This window comes from Fictibacillus marinisediminis, from assembly GCF_023149135.1.
Taxonomy (GTDB): domain Bacteria; phylum Bacillota; class Bacilli; order Bacillales; family Fictibacillaceae; genus Fictibacillus_C; species Fictibacillus_C marinisediminis.
On the sequence record NZ_JAIWJX010000002.1, the window covers coordinates 2,182,690 to 2,200,755 of the forward strand.

Here is an 18,066-nt window from a genome sequence, read left to right on the forward strand (position 1 = left end):
TGAGGAAATGAATAGTTTATAACAATTTAAGAGGAAAGCAGTGGTGAGCGATATTGTCAGATTCAATACATGTGAAAATTGACGGCATTCAAAAAGCAACCCAATCAGATCAAACCGTTCTACAGCTTCTTTCAGAACTTGACATTGATGTCCCCAGTGTCTGTTACCACCCTAGTCTCGGACCGATTGAAACCTGTGATACTTGTATTGTCAGTGTAAACGGAGAGCTTGTAAGATCTTGTTCAACTTCTTTAAAAAATAGAGATGTAATTGAAACAGCATCAGAAGAAGTCAGGAAAGCACAAGTCATCGGCATAGACCGGATATTACATAACCATGAATTATACTGTACGGTATGTGATTACAATAACGGCGGATGTGAAGTACACAATACGGTAAAAGAAATGAAAGTCAACCATCAGAGCATCCCGTTTGAACAAAAACCGTATGAAGCGGATAAGTCTCATCCGTATTACCGGTATGATCCTGACCAATGTATTCTATGCGGACGCTGTGTGGAAGCTTGCCAGGATGTTCAGGTTACCGAAACACTGACAATTGACTGGGAAAGGGATCGACCTCGCGTGATCTGGGACAATGATGTACCGATTAATGAATCATCATGTGTATCCTGCGGCCATTGTTCCACCGTTTGTCCTTGCAACGCCATGATGGAAAAGGGGATGGAAGGAGAGGCCGGCTACATGACCGGGATTGACCGTAAAACCCTTCGTCCCATGATTGAAATTACAAAGAGTGTAGAAACGGGTTATGGTTCCATTTTGGCCATTTCAGATATGGAATCTGCGATGCGTGAGGAACGGATCAAAAAAACAAAAACCGTATGTACGTATTGCGGTGTCGGGTGCAGCTTCGACATCTGGACAAAAGGCAGAGAGATACTCAAAGTTGAACCTCAGGCAGAAGCTCCGGCAAATGGGATATCCACATGTGTTAAGGGGAAATTCGGATGGGAGTTTGTCAACAGTGAAGAAAGATTGACGAAACCTTTGATCAGAGAAGCTGCCGGATTCCGGGAAGCAGAATGGGATGAAGCGATTAGCCTGATCGCGGAAAAGTTTTCTGAAATCAAGAAAGACCATGGAGCAGACGCGCTTGGTTTTATCAGTTCTTCCAAATGCACAAACGAAGAGGCCTATTTGATGCAAAAACTGGGAAGAGCTGTAATCGGTACTAACAATATTGACAATTGCTCAAGGTATTGCCAGACACCTGCCACCCTAGGTCTGTTTCGAACTGTAGGACATGGCGGAGATTCGGGCGGTATTAAAGATATTGAGATGTCTGAACTGGTCATTGGTATAGGAACAAATACTTCTGAATCGCATCCTGTACTCTCCACAAGAATTAAACGTTCACATAAGCTGAACGGACAAAAGCTGATTGTAGCCGATTTAAGAAAGCATGAGATGGCAGAACGCTCAGACTTGTTTGTCCAGCCAGCGCCAGGTACAGACCTTGTCTGGATATCAGCAGTGTCCAAATATATTATTGATATGGGCTGGGCCGATAATGACTTTATTCAAAACAGGGTGAACGGATTTGAAAACTATGTTGAAAGCCTTGCTCCATTTACATTGGACTATGCTGAAAAGCTGACTAATATCCCGAAAGAACAAATCATAAAAATAGCTGAAATGATTCATGAAGCGAATTCTGTTTGTGTATTGTGGGCCATGGGGGTCACACAGCACAGTGCAGGAAGCGATACGAGTACAGCCATTTCAAACCTTATGCTAATTACAGGCAATTATGGCAAGCCTGGGGCAGGTACGTACCCTCTAAGAGGGCATAACAATGTACAGGGAGCGAGTGACTTTGGAAGCATGCCGAACAGACTTCCCGGGTATCAGCATATTGAAGATGAGCAAGTGCGGAAAAATTTTGAACAGGCCTGGGGAGTGAAGCTGCCGGAAAAAATCGGCTTAAATAATCATGAAATGGTTGCTGGCATTCATGATGGTACACTTAAAGCCATGTATTTAAAAGGTGAAGATATGGGAATTGTAGATTCTAATATCAACCAAGTGCATGCAGCATTCGAAAAGCTTGAGTTTTTCGTTGTACAAGATATTTTCCTTTCCAAGACAGCAGAATTTGCTGATGTTGTTCTTCCTGCAAGCCCCAGCCTTGAAAAAGAAGGCACCTTTACAAACACTGAACGAAGAATTCAACGTTTATATCAGGTGTTGGAGCCTTTAGGTGATTCTAAACCGGATTGGCAGATCATTCAAAATGTAGCCAATTCACTGGGTGCAAACTGGAAGTATGAACATCCTAGCGATATTATGGAGGAAGCTGCTCCTCTTGCACCTTTATTTGCAGGAGTAACTTATGAACGCCTTGAAGGGTATAAAAGCTTGCAGTGGCCAGTGTCAGTGGACGGAAAGGACACGCCTCTATTATTTACAGAGGATTTTCCGTTTCCTGACGGGAAAGCGAATCTTTTTCCATTAGAATGGACAAAACCAGTTCATTTTGGAAAAGAATTTGATATCCATGTAAACAATGGCCGTCTGCTTGAACACTTCCATGAAGGGAATATGACATATAAAGCAAAAGGAATCGCCTCAAAAACACCAAATGTTTTCCTAGAGGTTTCTCCCGAGCTTGCGGAGGAACGCGGACTGAGGAATGGTTCTCTTGTCCGCCTTACTTCACCTTATGGAAGTGTCAAAGTGAAATGCCATATTACTGATCGGGTGAAAGGGAAAGAAGTTTACCTTCCGCTGAATGATAACGGGGACGCAGCGATCAACCTTCTGACAAGCAGTTATGCTGATAAAGATACCGATACACCAGCTTATAAGGAAACCATGGCAAAGCTGGAAGTCCTGAATACTGAAGGAGTCGACCCTATTCCAAGAATCAACCATCGCAATGGAAACCCACAGCCGCAGATTGGTGTAAATGTGCAAAAGAAATGGGCAAGAAAAGATTACGTTTTTCCTGGTGACCTTGTAAAAAAGGAGATGAAGCAGGATGGCTAAAGCAACCAAAATCATAAAGAGGCTGGAAGTTACAGAGGAAGAGCAGCGAACCAGAGACTTAAAAGAAATAGAAGATGCTTTCATTAAAAACAAAGATGCGCTCCTTGGATCCCTCAGTGTCATCAATCATATGCATGAAAAAGGAATCATCTCTCTGTTAAACGGGCTGTTCGGACAAGGAGACAAAGTACTTGAGATTTTGGTTAAGACGGCTGATACGCCAGAGACCTCGAACACTCTTAAAAACCTTCTTTTGATGATGGGTGTATTGGGCACTCTTGATGTTAAACAGCTTGAACCCCTTTTATTGAAAGTCAACGCAGGGGCAGCCAAAGTAGCCGAACACAAAGATACAGAAGAAAAAACAAGTTATTTTGATCTTGTACGTGCGCTTAAAGACCCTGAAATCAATCGCTCCATTACCCTTCTCATAACATTTTTAAAAGGAATGGGCGAAAAAACCGATCATAAAGAACGCAGCACAGAAGAATTCACGGTTCAAAAAAAAGATAAAGGCAAAAATCTTGGATGATAGAAAAAGAACTCCCTGAGCAGGGAGTTCTTTTTTTCATGGAATAACCTAAAATTTATCGACAATCTTTTAGTTTATTTCTGCTTTGACGCGTTCCATCCTCTGGATATCCGCAAAAAAATCCGTATTAGTACACTTTTTTGTAGATTTAGGGAGAATTAAAGAGAAAGGTTTACAGCAAGAATAAGTTTGCGAATTACAACAGGTGGTAATATATAGATACATATAAAAATAATGGTCGTTAAATAGATGCCGTGGTTTCAATCTATCTGTAAAGAGGAGGTATAGGCATGAAGTACAAAGTCAAAGATTGGCTCAGACTGACTCCCCGTGAGAGATACTTGCTTTTGTACGCTGTTGCCCTGCTTCAAAAAGAACAAAGAGCGGTATAAAAAAAGCTGTACAATGGCAGCTTTTTTTACTGATATTGCTCAAGTTTAGAGAAGAAATGAATAACAAAGTCGTAAAACACATTTTCAGCCGGTGCCAATTCCCGTTTTTTTGGTGTAATAAGCCCTACTGTACGCTGCACAAGCGGAAAGTCAATGGGCTTTTTTACTGTGTAGCGAGGAGTGGTTTCATAGAAAGAACTATCGGGTAATAAGGTTACACCCATTCCGGCCGTAACCAGCCCTTTGATCGCATCCATATCTTCCCCTTCAGAAGATATAATCGGAGAAAAACCGGCTTCTTTACATGCTTTAATGACTACTTCCTGCAGCACATAGCCTTCAGGAAACAAGACAAAACGGTCATTTCTTAAATCACTTAAAACCAAGCTGCTTTTATCTGCCTTTGGATGATCAGCCGGTAACAATGCGGAAATTCTTTCCGTAAAAAGGATGTGGCCTTTAACATCAGGTTGATTTGCTGGAACTGGCCCTAAAAACGCTAGATCAATATCCCCATTTTTCACAGCATCGATTAAAAAATGATAAGATCCTTGACGAAGGTGAAAAGCAATGTTCGGATGCTCTTCTTTAAACGCTGAAATAATAGTAGGTAGAAGATGGCTTGCGAGGCTGGTCGGAAAACCGATCTTGATTGTACCTCGTTCGGGATCCAAATATTCTTCTATTTGTTTTCTTGCATAATCTATTGCTTTTAATGCAGTGGATGCATGGGTCAAAAAAAGTTTTCCAACAGGAGTCAGCTTTACATTTCTGCCTTCTCTCTCAAACAGTTCGACATTTAATTCTGCTTCCAGGTTGGCAATTTGCCTGCTGACTGCGGACTGTGCCACATGCAGATGCTGTGCCGCCTCGGACACGTGCTCTCGCTCTGCCACCTCGATAAAATAGTACAATTGACGAAGTTCCATTTTGATACCCTCCAGCAATCATTCTCAAAAATAGATTAATCTTATCTAAATTATATATTGTTTGGATGAATTATAAAACCTACACTATAGAAAAGACATTTGAAACGGGGGAGCGAACAATGACATTCCATAACTTACCAAAACCACAGGGCCTCTACCGTCCGGAATTTGAACATGATGCATGCGGTATTGGCTTATACGCCCATATTAAAGGATTAGCTACCCATGATATTGTTAAAAAAGGTTTAAGTATGCTTTGCCAATTGGATCACCGGGGAGGGCAGGGAAGCGATCCGCTAACTGGAGACGGTGCTGGACTTATGGTACAGCTTCCACACGAGTTCTTCAAAAAAGCATGCCCTCAATTCGATCTACCTGAAAAGGGAAGATACGGAGTTGGCATGATGTTTCTTCCAAAAGACGAAAACGAACAGCAATCTGTTAAGAATAAATTAAACCAAATCATTGAACAAGAAGGTCAAAACCTCATTGGATGGAGAAGTGTGCCTGTAATTGACGGAAAAATCGGAACTATCGCACAAGAAAGCTGCCCATCCATTCATCAGGTTTTTATTAAAGCCTCAGATCATACAAAGAATGAACTGGACTTTGAACGCAAACTGTATATTATTCGGAAACTAGCAGAGACATGGGGAAAAGAAAACCAATTAAACTTTTACTTCTCTAGCCTTTCTTCATCCACCCTTGTATACAAGGGACTTTTGACACCTGAACAGGTAGATGCTTTTTACCGGGACCTTAATGACCCTTCTTTTGTTTCAGCATTCGCTTTAGTGCATTCCCGTTTTAGCACAAATACATTTCCAAGCTGGGAAAGGGCTCATCCAAACCGGTACCTCATCCATAATGGAGAGATTAATACGTTAAGAGGCAATATTAATTGGATGAAAGCTCGTGAACAGCAATTTGCTTCTGAGGCTTTTGGAGATGACTTGGAAAAACTGCTTCCGATACTTGATACAGAAGGCAGTGATTCCTCCGTTCTTGATAACGCTCTGGAGTTTTTTGTACTGGCGGGGAGAGAACTTGCACATGCAGCCATGATGCTGATTCCTGAACCATGGTCTGAAAATCCTCATATGACAGATGAAAAAAAAGCTTTCTATGAATATCATAGCTGTCTTATGGAGCCGTGGGATGGCCCTACAGCCATTTCTTTCACAAACGGCCGCCAAATCGGCGCCGTACTTGACCGAAACGGTTTACGGCCAGCGCGCTATTACGTAACAAAGGATGACTATATTATTTTCTCATCCGAGGTTGGGGTCATTGATGTAGAACCAGAGAATGTACTCTACAAAGATCGGTTAAGCCCAGGAAAAATGCTCCTTATTGATCTAGAAAAGGGAAGAATTGTTTCAGATAAAGAAATTAAAACTGAACTTTCCCATGCCAAGCCTTATCGCTCATGGCTTGAGGAAAATCTGATCCAACTGGACAGCGGCTCACATGAAGAAAGTGCTGAATCAGTTGATCAGCTCGTACTCCGGCAGAAGGCGTTTGGCTACACCCATGAAGATATTCATAAATACTTGATTCCTATTATCACAGAAGGAAAAGATCCGGTGGGATCCATGGGAAATGATACACCTTTAGCTGTGTTGTCAGACCGCCCCCAATCATTGTTCAATTATTTTAAACAGTTATTTGCACAAGTAACAAATCCACCGATCGATTCTCTTCGTGAACAAGTCGTTACATCAACAGTCAGTTATTTAGGAGCGGAGGGCAATCTGCTTGAAGCGAACGCAGCCAGCTGCCATCGTATCCAATTGGATACCCCGATCCTATCAACCGGAAGATTCAACCAATTACAACAAAATGTCTGGCCTGAATTTTCAAGCAAGACTCTGCATACTCTTTTTTCTGAAGATTTGGAAACCAGCTTGAATCAATTGTTTTCGCAAGCAAAAAGAGCGATTGAGGAAGGGCATACTCTTCTCATCCTTTCAGACCGTGAAATGAATGATAAGAACATCCCGATGCCCGTTCTGTTATCAACAAGCGCACTCCATCATTATCTTGTTCGAAAAGGACTTCGAACGAAAGTAAGCATAATTGTTGATTCCGGGGAAACCAGGGAAGTCCATCATTTTGCAGCAATCATTGGCTTTGGAGCAGACGCCATTCATCCTTACCTTGCTTATGCTACGTATCATCAGGCAATTATTGATGGCCATCTGTCCGTTTCTTTTGATCAAGCTGTTCAAGGTTATATTAAAGGAGTGACAGACGGTGTCGTTAAAGTGATGTCTAAAATGGGCATCTCGACGATCCAAAGTTATCGAGGAGCTCAAATTTTTGAAGCGATCGGCATCGGCCAAGGAGCCATTGACCGATACTTTACTGGAACGGCATCTCAACTTGATGGCATCGATCTTCAAACGATGGGCCTTGAAGCCTTACAGCGCCATTCTGACGCTTATCGGGAGACACTGGAGGAAACGCTTGAATCCGGCAGTGACTTTCAATGGAGGAAGACAGGCGAGCATCATGCCTTCAATCCTAAAACCATTCATACATTGCAATGGGCATGCCGAAAAAATGATTACAGCCTGTTCAAACAGTATTCTAAAGCGGCAAACGAAGAACGCCTTAACTTTTTAAGGAATTTATTCTCCTTTCCCTCAGAAGACCGAGCTGTACCAATCGAAGAGGTTGAGTCTGTTGAAGACATTGTGCGCCGGTTTAAAACAGGAGCAATGTCGTTCGGTTCCCTAAGCCAAGAAGCACATGAAGCATTGGCTGTTGCCATGAACCGCTTAGGCGGAAAAAGCAACAGCGGGGAAGGCGGAGAGGATCCAAGCCGCTTTATATTGGATGAAAATGGTGATTCGCGGCGAAGTGCGATTAAGCAGATCGCTTCAGGACGATTTGGCGTGAAAAGCCATTACCTTGTCAACGCTGATGAACTGCAGATCAAGATGGCTCAAGGAGCGAAACCTGGGGAAGGCGGCCAGCTTCCTGGAAACAAAGTATATCCATGGGTAGCAGATGTGCGAGGATCAACGCCTGGGGTAGGACTGATATCTCCTCCTCCGCACCATGATATCTATTCCATTGAAGATTTGGCACAGCTTATTCATGATCTAAAGAACGCGAACCGTGATGCGCGTATTTCCGTTAAGCTCGTTGCAAAAGCAGGAGTAGGAACGATTGCTGCAGGCGTTGCAAAAGGAGCTGCCGATGTAATAGTGATCAGCGGCTACGACGGAGGGACAGGTGCATCACCCAAAACAAGCATCAAGCATACGGGACTGCCTTGGGAGCTGGGATTGGCAGAAGCCCATCAAACGTTAATGCTGAACGGATTGCGCGACCGTGTGGTATTGGAAACCGACGGCAAGCTGATGACTGGCAAAGATGTAGTACTGGCAGCTTTACTGGGAGCAGAAGAATATGGTTTTGCTACAGCTCCACTCGTTGTTCTTGGCTGTGTCATGATGCGTGCCTGCCACCTGGATACGTGTCCGGTAGGGGTTGCTACACAAAATCCAGAGCTGCGGAAAAAATTTATGGGCGATCCAGATCATGTTGTCAATTACATGCGCTTTGTAGCTCAGGAAGTCCGTGAGATTATGGCTGAACTTGGGTTCAGAACGATGGACGAGATGATTGGCCACAGCGAAATACTCAGCGTTTCAGAACGTACGAAAAACCATTGGAAAGCCAAACAATTGAACTTGGCCAATCTGACACATACTGTAGATGGTTCTGTCAGAACGTTCCAGACACCGCAAAATCATAAGATCGAAGAATCCTTGGATATGAGAGAGATACTTCCAGCCATCTCTAAGGCTTTGGAGCGTCAAGAACAAGTGAATCTATCGTTTCAGCTGAATAATACAAATCGTGTTGCCGGAACTATCTCCGGAAGTGAAATCTCAAAGATATATGGAGAGAACGGACTTCCCGAAGATACCGTCAATCTGCAATTCTATGGTTCAGCGGGCCAATCCTTTGGTGCCTATATCCCACGCGGCATGTCACTATATTTAACTGGTGACGCAAATGATTACGTAGGAAAAGGACTATCTGGCGGAAAAATAACGGTATCTTCCCCGAAAGAATCTGATTTTCTATCGGATACAAACGTTATCGCTGGGAATGTTGCCTTCTATGGTGCAACAAGCGGAGAAGCGTACATCAATGGATCTGCAGGGGAGCGTTTTGCTGTGCGGAACAGCGGAGCAAATATTGTTGTAGAAGGCATCGGTGATCATGGATGTGAATATATGACTGGCGGAAGAGTGGTCATTCTTGGGGAAACCGGCAAAAACTTCGCTGCTGGTATGTCTGGGGGGATTGCTTACGTTCTGGCCAGTGAAAAAGAACAGTTCATATCGTTATGCAACAAGGACAGTGTTGAATTTGAATCTTTGCAGGCTGATCAGGAAGAAGCAGAGGTTAAAAAGATGATTTTGAGTCATTATCATTATACGCTTAGCTCAAAAGCAGCTTTTATCCTCAGCAACTGGTCACAATACAGAAAACAATTTGTCAAAGTTATTCCTAAAGATTATAAAGCGATGATCGGTCTGATCGAGGAACAAAAAGAGGCAGGGTTACAACATGATGAAGCCGTAATGAGTGCCTTTTTAGAAACATCATCTCTAAAAAAAAGTACCCCGGTCAAAAAAAAGACTCAGTTAATTCTTAATTAGGAAAGGGGAGAGGACAATGGGAAAAACAACAGGATTTATGGAATATGCGAGAGAAGAAGCCAAAGAACGGAATCCTCTCACACGCTTAAAAGACTGGAATGAACATACAGAACTGATGAGTGATGATACCCTTCACCGCCAGAGTGCGAGGTGTATGGATTGTGCAACACCATTTTGCCATATTGGCATGGAGATTAGCGGGATGACCTCTGGTTGTCCCATCCATAACCTCATTCCTGAATGGAACGACCTGGTCTACCGCGGCAGATGGAGAGAAGCGCTTGACCGGTTAATTAAGACGAACAACTTTCCGGAATTTACCGGTCGCGTCTGTCCAGCGCCATGTGAAGGTTCATGTACAGTTGAAATCTCTTCACCTGCAGTAACCATTAAGAACATTGAGCAGGCCATCATTGATAAAGGTTTCGAAAACGGCTGGATCCAACCCCGGATCCCTAACAGACGAACCGGCAAAAAGATTGCTGTTGTCGGCTCCGGTCCAGCCGGTTTGGCTGCCGCAGATCAGCTCAACCAAGCAGGACATTCCCTCACAATCTATGAAAGAGCAGAACGTGCCGGAGGATTGCTTACCTATGGTATTCCAAATATGAAGCTTGAAAAAGATATCGTAGAACGCCGAATTCAGTTACTCAGTCAAGAAGGAATTGACTTTGTGCTAAATACGGAGATTGGAAAAGACATCACTTCTGAAGAACTTAAAGATCAGTACGATGCGGTCATACTTTGTGTCGGTGCCCAGAAGCAAAGAGATCTGGAACTCGATGGCCGAGAAGCGAAAGGTGTTCACTTCGCTATGGACTATCTTACAAAGTCAACACAGCATCTGCTGAATCAGCATCAATCTGATGAAGCATTCATCGATGCTAAAGACAAGGATGTTATCGTAATTGGAGGTGGCGACACAGGTGCAGACTGTGTTGCAACAGCTCTACGTCAAGAGTGCAGAAGCATCGTTCAGTTCGGAAAGTATCCTAAACTTCCAGAAGCAAGGACACCTGATAACATGTGGCCTGAACTGCCTAACATTTTTACAATGGATTATGCCTATGAAGAAGCACAGGCGAAATTCGGTGAAGATCCGCGGCAATATACGGTACAGACGAAAAACATCGTGGCAGATGGGGATGGAAACTTAAAAGAACTTCATACGGTTCAAATGCAATATACAACGAACGAGCATGGACAGCCCGAACTAATAGAAGTTCCTGGTACAGAAAAAGTATGGCCAGCCCAGCTCGTATTTATAGCGATTGGTTTTGATGGGCCTGAACAGCCGCTGCTTCAGCAATTCGGTGTGAAATCAGAGAATCAAAAGATTTCCGCAGTACATGGTGATTATCGCACAAACGTAGAAGGTGTGTTTGCCGCTGGTGATGCAAGACGCGGACAGAGCTTAATCGTATGGGCGATCCAGGAAGGCAGAGAAGCTGCACGCGAAGTAGATAAGTATTTGATGGGCAGCACAGTATTGGTGTAATGAACTCCGTTTAGAAGACCGTCTTCCTTTTATGGCAGGCGGTTTTTCCTGTGGATAAGAATCTGTTTTTCTAGTAAAACTGTTTAACCAACAAAAATAATACCCTGATCACCTTTTCCTCGGTAATCAGGGTATTATCCGTAACGCACATTCATCATTTACCATCACCTATGCTTCATGTTGTCCCATGCATCTTTCACATTCATAAACGTATGATTCATGCTGCTCTTCAATTGTTTTTCCGCATTCCCGGCATTGCTTCTTAGGTAAATTACGATAAAATTCCAACGTCAACATTCAGCATTACCTCCTGTTTTGAATTAAATTTATTGTATTATAACAGATATAAATAGTCAACATCTGTTATAGAATTATTTTGAAACACTACTAAACTCCTAGATATTCCATATAAGCGTATTTGTAAGTTCTGTTTTACCCTTACGTCAGTAAATGCTAAAATATAAAACGAAAAGGGAAAGTATACCGAGAATTATTCATTTTGTTGATAAAGGAGAAGGATTATGGAAAAAGTATTGATTTTTGGTCACAAGAACCCGGACACCGATACCATCTGCTCAGCTATCGTATATGCTGACCTTAAAACGAAACTGGGATTTAATGCAGAACCTGTACGTTTAGGAGAAATTAATGGTGAAACACAATATGCCCTTGAGCAATTTAAGGCGGAAATGCCTCGCCTGGTGGAAACTGTAGCAAACGAAACGAATCAAGTTATTCTCGTTGACCACAATGAGCGCCAGCAAAGTGCATCTGATATCGAAAAAGTCCGCGTGCTCGAAGTCATTGACCACCACCGTATCGCAAACTTTGAAACAAGTGATCCACTTTATTACCGCGCTGAACCTGTAGGATGTACCGCAACCATTTTAAACAAAATGTACAAAGAGCATGGGGTTGCTGTTGAAAAAGACATCGCAGGCCTAATGCTGTCCGCTATCATTTCTGATTCCCTTCTTTTTAAATCTCCAACCTGCACAGGGCAAGATATCGCTGCTGCACAGGAACTTGCAGAAATCGCGGGTGTAGATGCAGAAAGTTATGGTTTGGAAATGCTGAAAGCGGGAGCAGACTTAAGCGACAAATCTGTAAGCCAGCTTATCACTTTAGATGCCAAGGAATTTCAGATGGGCAGCAGCAAAGTAGAAATTGCACAAGTAAATACGGTTGATACAGCTGAGGTATTTGAGCGCAAGGCAGAAATCGAGGAAGCCATCAGCAAAGCTGTCCAAGAAAAAGGACTTGATCTGTTCTTGTTCGTTGTGACTGATATTTTAACAAACGACTCAACAGGGCTTGCAATCGGAAGCAAAGCTGCAGCCGTAGAACAAGCTTATAATGTGAATCTTGAACATAATACAGCTGTTCTTAAAGGTGTAGTATCCAGAAAGAAACAAATCGTTCCAGTTTTAACAGATGCCTTCAGCCGTATCCAATAAATAGATAAGTGACAGCGTTACACATAGGTGTAATGCTGTTTTTTGTCTAGTCAATAAAGGGATTGCAATGCAAATTGGCGAAAAGATTAAAGGACAAAATTTATGGCCCAAGAGGCGGGAGGTTTCTCATGGCAGTTAAAAACTACGGCTTGCTGAAGGGAACGGTCATAGAGTCTCGAATGGAAAGGGATTTAGATACTCCTCATTATCAGATTCATGCAGTGGACGAAAACAGTGTGCATTATCGTATAGCGGTTAACGTCATGTCCAGCTCAGAAAACTCCGAGGTTCTTTATCTGGTTAATGAAAATTTCAATTCATCTCTTACTGAAAAATTAACACAGCTTCCTGAAACCTATTTGCCGCTGGGGAATGAAAACAGGGAACTTGCTATTGATTACATCAGGGACGGGCTCTTTGATCCTTCTTTAATGAAACCCCTGCCAAGCGACGCAACAGGACCAGACAACGATTTAAACGATATACTTGATCATTACATTCAGAAAGCCATTTCTGAAAAAGCATTCATCTATATATATGGGTCCAAATTCGGACCTGAATCACAGCCGGATAAAGTATTTGGTTTTCAGCCAACAAACGGGATGCATAACATACACATGAACCAGGGGAATGAAGACAAGCAGAATCAAAGAGATTGGGCAGGGGATAACGGAACGTGGCACGATGGGGCGTTATTTCTGCAATTCGAGAATCAATGGACGGCCATTTTTCTTGCCTTCTTATCCCAATCATGGTGTACAGATGATCGAGGCTACCCAACCAAGATGTGCCAGCACGATGATAAAATCAGTAATCAAATATAACAAAGAGAACAGCCGATCGGCTGTTCTCTTTTATTTTTACTTTTTGATGAACTCCTGGGCCCAGAAATCCTCATTATCCGTATATCCAATACCAATATGAGTATAGTCGGGATTAAGGATATTCTTGCGGTGTCCTTCACTGTTCATCCAGTCATTGACCACTTGTTCTGGAGACTGCTGGCCGACAGCAATATTTTCTCCGGCAGAACTGTACGGGATATCCATTTTATCCATCTGTTCAAAAGGGGATCCATGCGTTGGGCTGTTATGTGAGAAGTAATTATTCTTCTCCATATCGTTTGCTTTTACTTGCGCAACGTTGGTTAATGAAGGATCCCATTTTAAATCGGAAAGCCCATACTTTCTTCTCTCCTGATTCGTTAGCTCTACGACCCGCTGAATCATCTCCTGGCTGTAGCCCTGATTTCCTGAAGGAGGAGCTGCCGGAGGAACTGTTCCATTAATGTCTGGGTTGGTTTCCATGCTCATATCTGGATTGTTGTAGGAAATGTTTTCTCTTTGGACCTTTTCTTTCTTTTGTCCAGCTTTTGACTGGTACGGTATCTTTTCTTTTGTTAAATATCCATTTCCTGTTTTCATCATATTTTTATTAGCCATTCTTTTATGCTGCTGATCCTGGCCCAGTTCATTCTTCTTCATGTTATTGCATCCGCTGCTGAAAACAAGAATACATAAGAAGGCCATCGGTATTGAAATTGCTTTTCTCACAGAGACTTCTCCTTTACACCTTATTAGATCTTAACTAAAAACGTTTTTAGTATTTCACGAAATAAGAAAGGCATACTAAGCCATGTAAATTTAAGTGCGGGCACTTTTAATGCATAAATTACTTTTTAAAAGTATGATTGATAGGAAAGAAGAAACAAGAAACAAGAAAAGGAGTGCGTTCATGAACAACACATACCAAAAATTATTAGAGCCTTATACATTTGCAGATGGATTTTCAGTGAAAAACCGTATCGTTATGGCTCCAATGACCAATTTTTCTTCCAATCCAGACGGAACAGTGACTGATGAGGAAGTTAACTATTATGTACGCCGTTCAAAGGGAGCAGGCTTGGTGATTACAGCCTGCGCATATGTTACACCAAGCGGCAAGGGATTTCATGGTGAGTTCGGAAGCCATAGTGATGATATGATTCCAAGTTTAAGAAAGCTTGCTTCCAGCATAAAAAAACAGGGAGCAAAGGCCATTCTTCAAGTTTTCCATGGCGGGCGGATGTGTCCTCCTTCGCTGGTACCCAATGGAGATGTGATAAGTGCCAGTGCTGTTCCTCCAGAACAGAAAACACCTACTGGTGAACAGCCAGTACCACGTGAATTGACCCATTCAGAGATCGAAGAAATCATCCGTGACTTTGGCGAATCTGCACGCAGAGCGATTGAGGCGGGCTTTGACGGAATCGAAATTCATGGAGCAAACGGATATTTAATTCAACAGTTCTTTTCTCCGCATTCAAACCAGCGTGATGACCAATGGGGAGGAAGTTTGGAAAAACGTATGGCGTTTCCGCTGGCAGTTATTGATGCAGTAACAGCCGCTGTCCAGACACATGCCAAAGAGCCTTTCCTGGTGGGTTATAGACTTTCACCTGAAGAACCTGAAACCCCTGGAATTACGATGGATGAAACGTTAGGATTAATGGATGAACTTGTGAAAAAGAAACTGGACTATCTTCATGTATCACTTATGGATTTCTGGTCTGTTCCAAGAAGAGGTGTAGACGATAATCGCTCTCGAATGGAGATCATCCAGGAAAGAGTCGGAGATCAGGTTCCCGTGATTGGGGTGGGTTCCATTTATACAGCAGAGGATGCGTTAAAAGCCTTGAATACCGGAGTCCCCTTTATTGCATTAGGCAGAGAATTAATCATTGATCCTGATTGGGTACAAAAGATCGAAGAGGGAAGAGCCTCTGAGATTGAAACGAAATTAAGAAAAGACGCACAAGAAGAGCTCGTCGTTCCTGAACCACTCTGGCAGGCCATCATGAATACACCAGGGTGGTTTCCAATAGAAAATTAAAATAAAAGCTCTGTTAGTCCATGTTGTTGATTTTTGGTGGGGTGTGATTGAACCGCCTACTGAAAAGCAGAAGGGAATAAGCAAGCTTTTTCCTTTCTGCTTTTCGGGCGCTTCATTTGTTTAACAAATCAGTTCTTATTGGAGAAAAAGACTTGAGGGCCTCTTTTAAGCATCAGTATGCGATGTCCAATATGATTGAAAATCAACAATTTGCTTTAACAAAGGCATAATAAAAGGAAGCCCCGGAAATCAATCCAGGGCTTCTTTTTTAATCGGATAGGCTGTTGATCCTAAATCCTATTTTTCCAAATTGTTCAGCTTTATTCAAACGCTCAAAAGCATGCTCAAATTGATTTAAATCAAACATTTTATCAACAATCGGCCTGATTTTATGTTTGTTAATAAATTGAATCATTTCAGTGAATTCTTCACTGCTGCCCATCGTAGTGCCGAAAAAGCTATATTGTCCATAGAAGAATTTCCTTAAATCAAGCTGAATCTGGTCACCGGCTGATGCACCAAATGTTACGATTGTGCCTCCTGTACGCAACTGATTTAATGATTTGTTAAAAGTTGCTGCACCCACACTTTCAATCACAAGATCCATCTTTTGGTTATCAAGCTGCCGGTTCCAATCCTCATTGCTGTTTATCGCCTGAACGGCACCTAATTTGCGTGCTCTTTGGCCTTTTTCTTCAGAACGGGAAGTCACATATACTTCGGCATTAACTGCTTTTGCAAATTGCAGCAGGAAGGTAGCCACACCACTTCCAATCCCGGGTATAAGGACCCTTTGATGTTCTTTCAGTCTGCCTCTGGTAAAAAGAGCTCTGAATGCCGTCAACGCGGCTAATGATAAGACTCCCGCTTCTTCCCACGTTAAATGTGCTGGTTTAGGCACGGCATTTTCAGCAGGAACTGTCACCTTTTCTGCAAAGGTTCCGTGAAAGGGGAGTCCGAGTATTTCAAAACCTTCCGGCGGTGCATCACTTTTTTCCTTCCAGCCGATTCCCGGGTTAATAATAACCTCATTTCCGACAATCACGTTGTTTACGCCTTCTCCAACAGCTTCAACAATGCCTGCTCCATCTGATCCTATGATTAAAGGGGGATCCGATGGCTGATGTCTTTCCATCACAAACAAATCACGGTGATTTAAGCCTGCAGTTATTAATTTAATTCTTACTTCTCCAGGTTTTGGGCCTTTTTCCTCGAATTCAGTATAGACGAGTCCTGATAAACCTTTTTGATTTTTATGAACAAGTGCTTTCATGATAGCCTCCCATTCCACTAAGTTACAACAAGTGTATCAAAGGAAATCTTCATTGTCTTTTACCTCGTATATATTCATAACCATCTGGCAGTCTCTGCAATCATACGTTTTGCTACAATGCGGGCATACTTTTTGTTAAAGTGGTAAAAAATCATCTTGAAGATGAAGAATCTCAAAATTATGCCGCATTGATGGAATGGAAAAATCCATTTATAACTTGATATTTTCTTTTAAATATATAATAATAGTAACAAACTTACTTTTTGTATGTTACAAAACATAAAGGAGCATTTAAGATGAACTTTCACACACGTCCGCACACTTTTGTAGAAACCGTTCAATTAATCGTCGAGGATTTGAATCGATCGCTATCTTTTTATCAAGATATATTAGGTTTTTCAGTTCTTAAAGAAGAAAGGGGAGTCGTTTTCTTAACACTGGATGGCCATAACTCTATCTTATCTGTCGTACAGCCTGAAAATGCGAAACCGAAACAGCCCCGAACATCAGGATTGTATCACTTTGCATTGCTTCTCCCAAACCGTAATGAACTAGCCAAAGTGCTGCGCCACTTCATTGATATTGGTTATCCACTACAGGGCGCATCGGACCATCTTGTGAGCGAAGCTTTATATTTGGCTGATCCGGATGGCAACGGAATTGAAATATACGTAGACCGTGATTCAAATGAATGGAAATGGGAAAATGGACAAGTGGAGATGACTACGGAACCTCTTGATGCAAAAGGGCTGTTAGCTGAGAGTGACGGCTCCACTTATGAAGGGCTGCCAAAAGAAACCATTATGGGGCATCTGCATCTTCATGTATCTGATTTACAAGAAGCAGAATCATTTTATTGTGAAGGGTTAGGATTCGAAGTTGTTCTTCGTTATAGCAACCATGCATTATTCATCTCAACCGGCGGTTATCATCACCATCTCGGTTTAAACATCTGGAACGGTCAAGGTGCACCTGCTCCCGATAAACATCGCGCAGGATTGAAACAGTTTACTGTTGTTTATCCGTCAGCTGAAGCAAGAGATGAAGCCGCGGCCCGGCTTGGGAAATTAGGTAATAATGTCCAGCAACTTGAGCAATCTCTTTTTGTAAAAGATCCTTCAGGTACTCTGATGGAATTAGCGATAGATTAACATAAGGCAAATCAACCCATCGTCTTTTTGCAGCGGTGGGTTGATTTATTTTGTGTCCCATACAACGATGGACTTAAAGGAGGTCAAAATTAGCTGTATGGGAAGTAGGAAGTCAATAACAATCGAAGAAATGAGCATTCCAATCAGGCTGTTAAAAATGCATGGGCAGGATGAAGCCATTAATTCCAATCCCCAATAAAGTACTGCCGCAGCCGATGGCGATCCATTTCTTCATAGTATCTTTCATCTCCGAACAATGTTTTTTTA

General features: G+C 42.4%; 12 protein-coding genes. 8 read left to right on the plus strand and 4 right to left on the minus strand.

Annotation, left to right across the window (positions count from 1 at the left end):
• The first annotated feature begins 53 nt into the window (after nucleotides 1-53).
• Both fdhF and LCY76_RS11715 read left to right on the plus strand, forming a co-directional pair.
• Nucleotides 54-3,011 (plus strand): formate dehydrogenase subunit alpha, encoded by a 2,958-nt coding sequence (gene fdhF / locus LCY76_RS11710; protein WP_248252786.1) that lies wholly within the window; start codon nucleotides 54-56, stop codon nucleotides 3,009-3,011.
• Nucleotides 3,004-3,543: a helical membrane plugin domain-containing protein gene (locus LCY76_RS11715; protein ID WP_248252787.1), complete on the plus strand. Its 540-nt coding sequence runs from the start codon at nucleotides 3,004-3,006 to the stop codon at nucleotides 3,541-3,543. The genes fdhF and LCY76_RS11715 overlap by 8 nt, the downstream gene beginning before the upstream one ends.
• Nucleotides 3,544-3,961: 418 nt before the next feature.
• On the opposite strand, the gene gltC is transcribed toward LCY76_RS11715, so the two are convergent.
• Nucleotides 3,962-4,864 carry a glutamate biosynthesis transcriptional regulator GltC gene (gltC, locus tag LCY76_RS11720; protein ID WP_248252788.1) on the minus strand — a complete coding sequence of 301 codons (903 nt, stop codon included), beginning with the start codon at nucleotides 4,862-4,864 and terminating at the stop codon, nucleotides 3,962-3,964.
• 119 nt (nucleotides 4,865-4,983) lie between these two features.
• Here gltC and gltB point away from each other — a divergent pair, with 119 nt between their 5' ends.
• Together gltB and LCY76_RS11730 are read left to right on the plus strand one after the other, a co-directional pair.
• Complete coding sequence (gene gltB, locus LCY76_RS11725) at nucleotides 4,984-9,549, plus strand: glutamate synthase large subunit (protein ID WP_248252789.1); 4,566 nt, start codon at nucleotides 4,984-4,986, stop codon at nucleotides 9,547-9,549.
• A gap of 16 nt (nucleotides 9,550-9,565) precedes the next feature.
• Nucleotides 9,566-11,047: a glutamate synthase subunit beta gene (locus tag LCY76_RS11730; protein WP_248252790.1), complete on the plus strand. Its 1,482-nt coding sequence runs from the start codon at nucleotides 9,566-9,568 to the stop codon at nucleotides 11,045-11,047.
• Nucleotides 11,048-11,215: 168 nt separating this feature from the next.
• Here LCY76_RS11730 and yhfH read toward each other — a convergent pair whose 3' ends face one another.
• Nucleotides 11,216-11,344 (minus strand): protein YhfH, encoded by a 129-nt coding sequence (gene yhfH / locus LCY76_RS11735; protein WP_074440588.1) that lies wholly within the window; start codon nucleotides 11,342-11,344, stop codon nucleotides 11,216-11,218.
• A gap of 224 nt (nucleotides 11,345-11,568) precedes the next feature.
• Here yhfH and LCY76_RS11740 point away from each other — a divergent pair, with 224 nt between their 5' ends.
• Together LCY76_RS11740 and LCY76_RS11745 are read left to right on the plus strand one after the other, a co-directional pair.
• On the plus strand, nucleotides 11,569-12,504 hold the full coding sequence (locus tag LCY76_RS11740; RefSeq protein ID WP_248252791.1) for a manganese-dependent inorganic pyrophosphatase: 936 nt from the start codon (nucleotides 11,569-11,571) through the stop codon (nucleotides 12,502-12,504).
• Nucleotides 12,505-12,632: 128 nt separating this feature from the next.
• Nucleotides 12,633-13,328, plus strand: a complete 696-nt coding sequence (locus LCY76_RS11745) for a YukJ family protein (RefSeq protein ID WP_248252792.1) — start codon at nucleotides 12,633-12,635, stop codon at nucleotides 13,326-13,328.
• A gap of 36 nt (nucleotides 13,329-13,364) precedes the next feature.
• Here the strand turns inward: LCY76_RS11745 and LCY76_RS11750 are convergent, their stop codons facing one another.
• Nucleotides 13,365-14,057 carry a CAP domain-containing protein gene (locus LCY76_RS11750; protein WP_248252793.1) on the minus strand — a complete coding sequence of 231 codons (693 nt, stop codon included), beginning with the start codon at nucleotides 14,055-14,057 and terminating at the stop codon, nucleotides 13,365-13,367.
• 181 nt (nucleotides 14,058-14,238) lie between these two features.
• On the opposite strand from LCY76_RS11750, the gene LCY76_RS11755 reads away from it, so the two are divergent.
• The gene (locus tag LCY76_RS11755) at nucleotides 14,239-15,375 is read left to right on the plus strand and encodes an NADH-dependent flavin oxidoreductase (protein ID WP_248252794.1); all 1,137 of its coding nucleotides are present in this window, start codon (nucleotides 14,239-14,241) and stop codon (nucleotides 15,373-15,375) included.
• Between the two features lie 268 nt (nucleotides 15,376-15,643).
• Here LCY76_RS11755 and LCY76_RS11760 read toward each other — a convergent pair whose 3' ends face one another.
• A complete protein-coding gene (locus LCY76_RS11760) occupies nucleotides 15,644-16,648 on the minus strand; it encodes a zinc-binding dehydrogenase (RefSeq protein WP_248252795.1) in 1,005 nt (334 codons plus the stop codon).
• A 296-nt stretch (nucleotides 16,649-16,944) separates the two neighbouring features.
• Between LCY76_RS11760 and LCY76_RS11770 the strand changes: the two genes are divergently transcribed.
• Nucleotides 16,945-17,799 carry a VOC family protein gene (locus LCY76_RS11770; RefSeq protein WP_248252796.1) on the plus strand — a complete coding sequence of 285 codons (855 nt, stop codon included), beginning with the start codon at nucleotides 16,945-16,947 and terminating at the stop codon, nucleotides 17,797-17,799.
• The last annotated feature ends 267 nt before the right edge of the window (nucleotides 17,800-18,066 follow it).

What these genes read in the sequence shown, in the direction of transcription:
- LCY76_RS11715 (WP_248252787.1), top strand. Translation starts at nt 3,004, where the DNA reads ATGGCTAAAGCAACCAAAATCATAAAGAGGCTGGAAGTTACAGAGGAA.
- gltC (WP_248252788.1), bottom strand. Translation starts at nt 4,864, where the DNA reads ATGGAACTTCGTCAATTGTACTATTTTATCGAGGTGGCAGAGCGAGAG.
- gltB (WP_248252789.1), top strand. Translation starts at nt 4,984, where the DNA reads ATGACATTCCATAACTTACCAAAACCACAGGGCCTCTACCGTCCGGAA.
- LCY76_RS11730 (WP_248252790.1), top strand. Translation starts at nt 9,566, where the DNA reads ATGGGAAAAACAACAGGATTTATGGAATATGCGAGAGAAGAAGCCAAA.
- yhfH (WP_074440588.1), bottom strand. Translation starts at nt 11,344, where the DNA reads ATGTTGACGTTGGAATTTTATCGTAATTTACCTAAGAAGCAATGCCGG.
- LCY76_RS11740 (WP_248252791.1), top strand. Translation starts at nt 11,569, where the DNA reads ATGGAAAAAGTATTGATTTTTGGTCACAAGAACCCGGACACCGATACC.
- LCY76_RS11745 (WP_248252792.1), top strand. Translation starts at nt 12,633, where the DNA reads ATGGCAGTTAAAAACTACGGCTTGCTGAAGGGAACGGTCATAGAGTCT.
- LCY76_RS11755 (WP_248252794.1), top strand. Translation starts at nt 14,239, where the DNA reads ATGAACAACACATACCAAAAATTATTAGAGCCTTATACATTTGCAGAT.
- LCY76_RS11760 (WP_248252795.1), bottom strand. Translation starts at nt 16,648, where the DNA reads ATGAAAGCACTTGTTCATAAAAATCAAAAAGGTTTATCAGGACTCGTC.
- LCY76_RS11770 (WP_248252796.1), top strand. Translation starts at nt 16,945, where the DNA reads ATGAACTTTCACACACGTCCGCACACTTTTGTAGAAACCGTTCAATTA.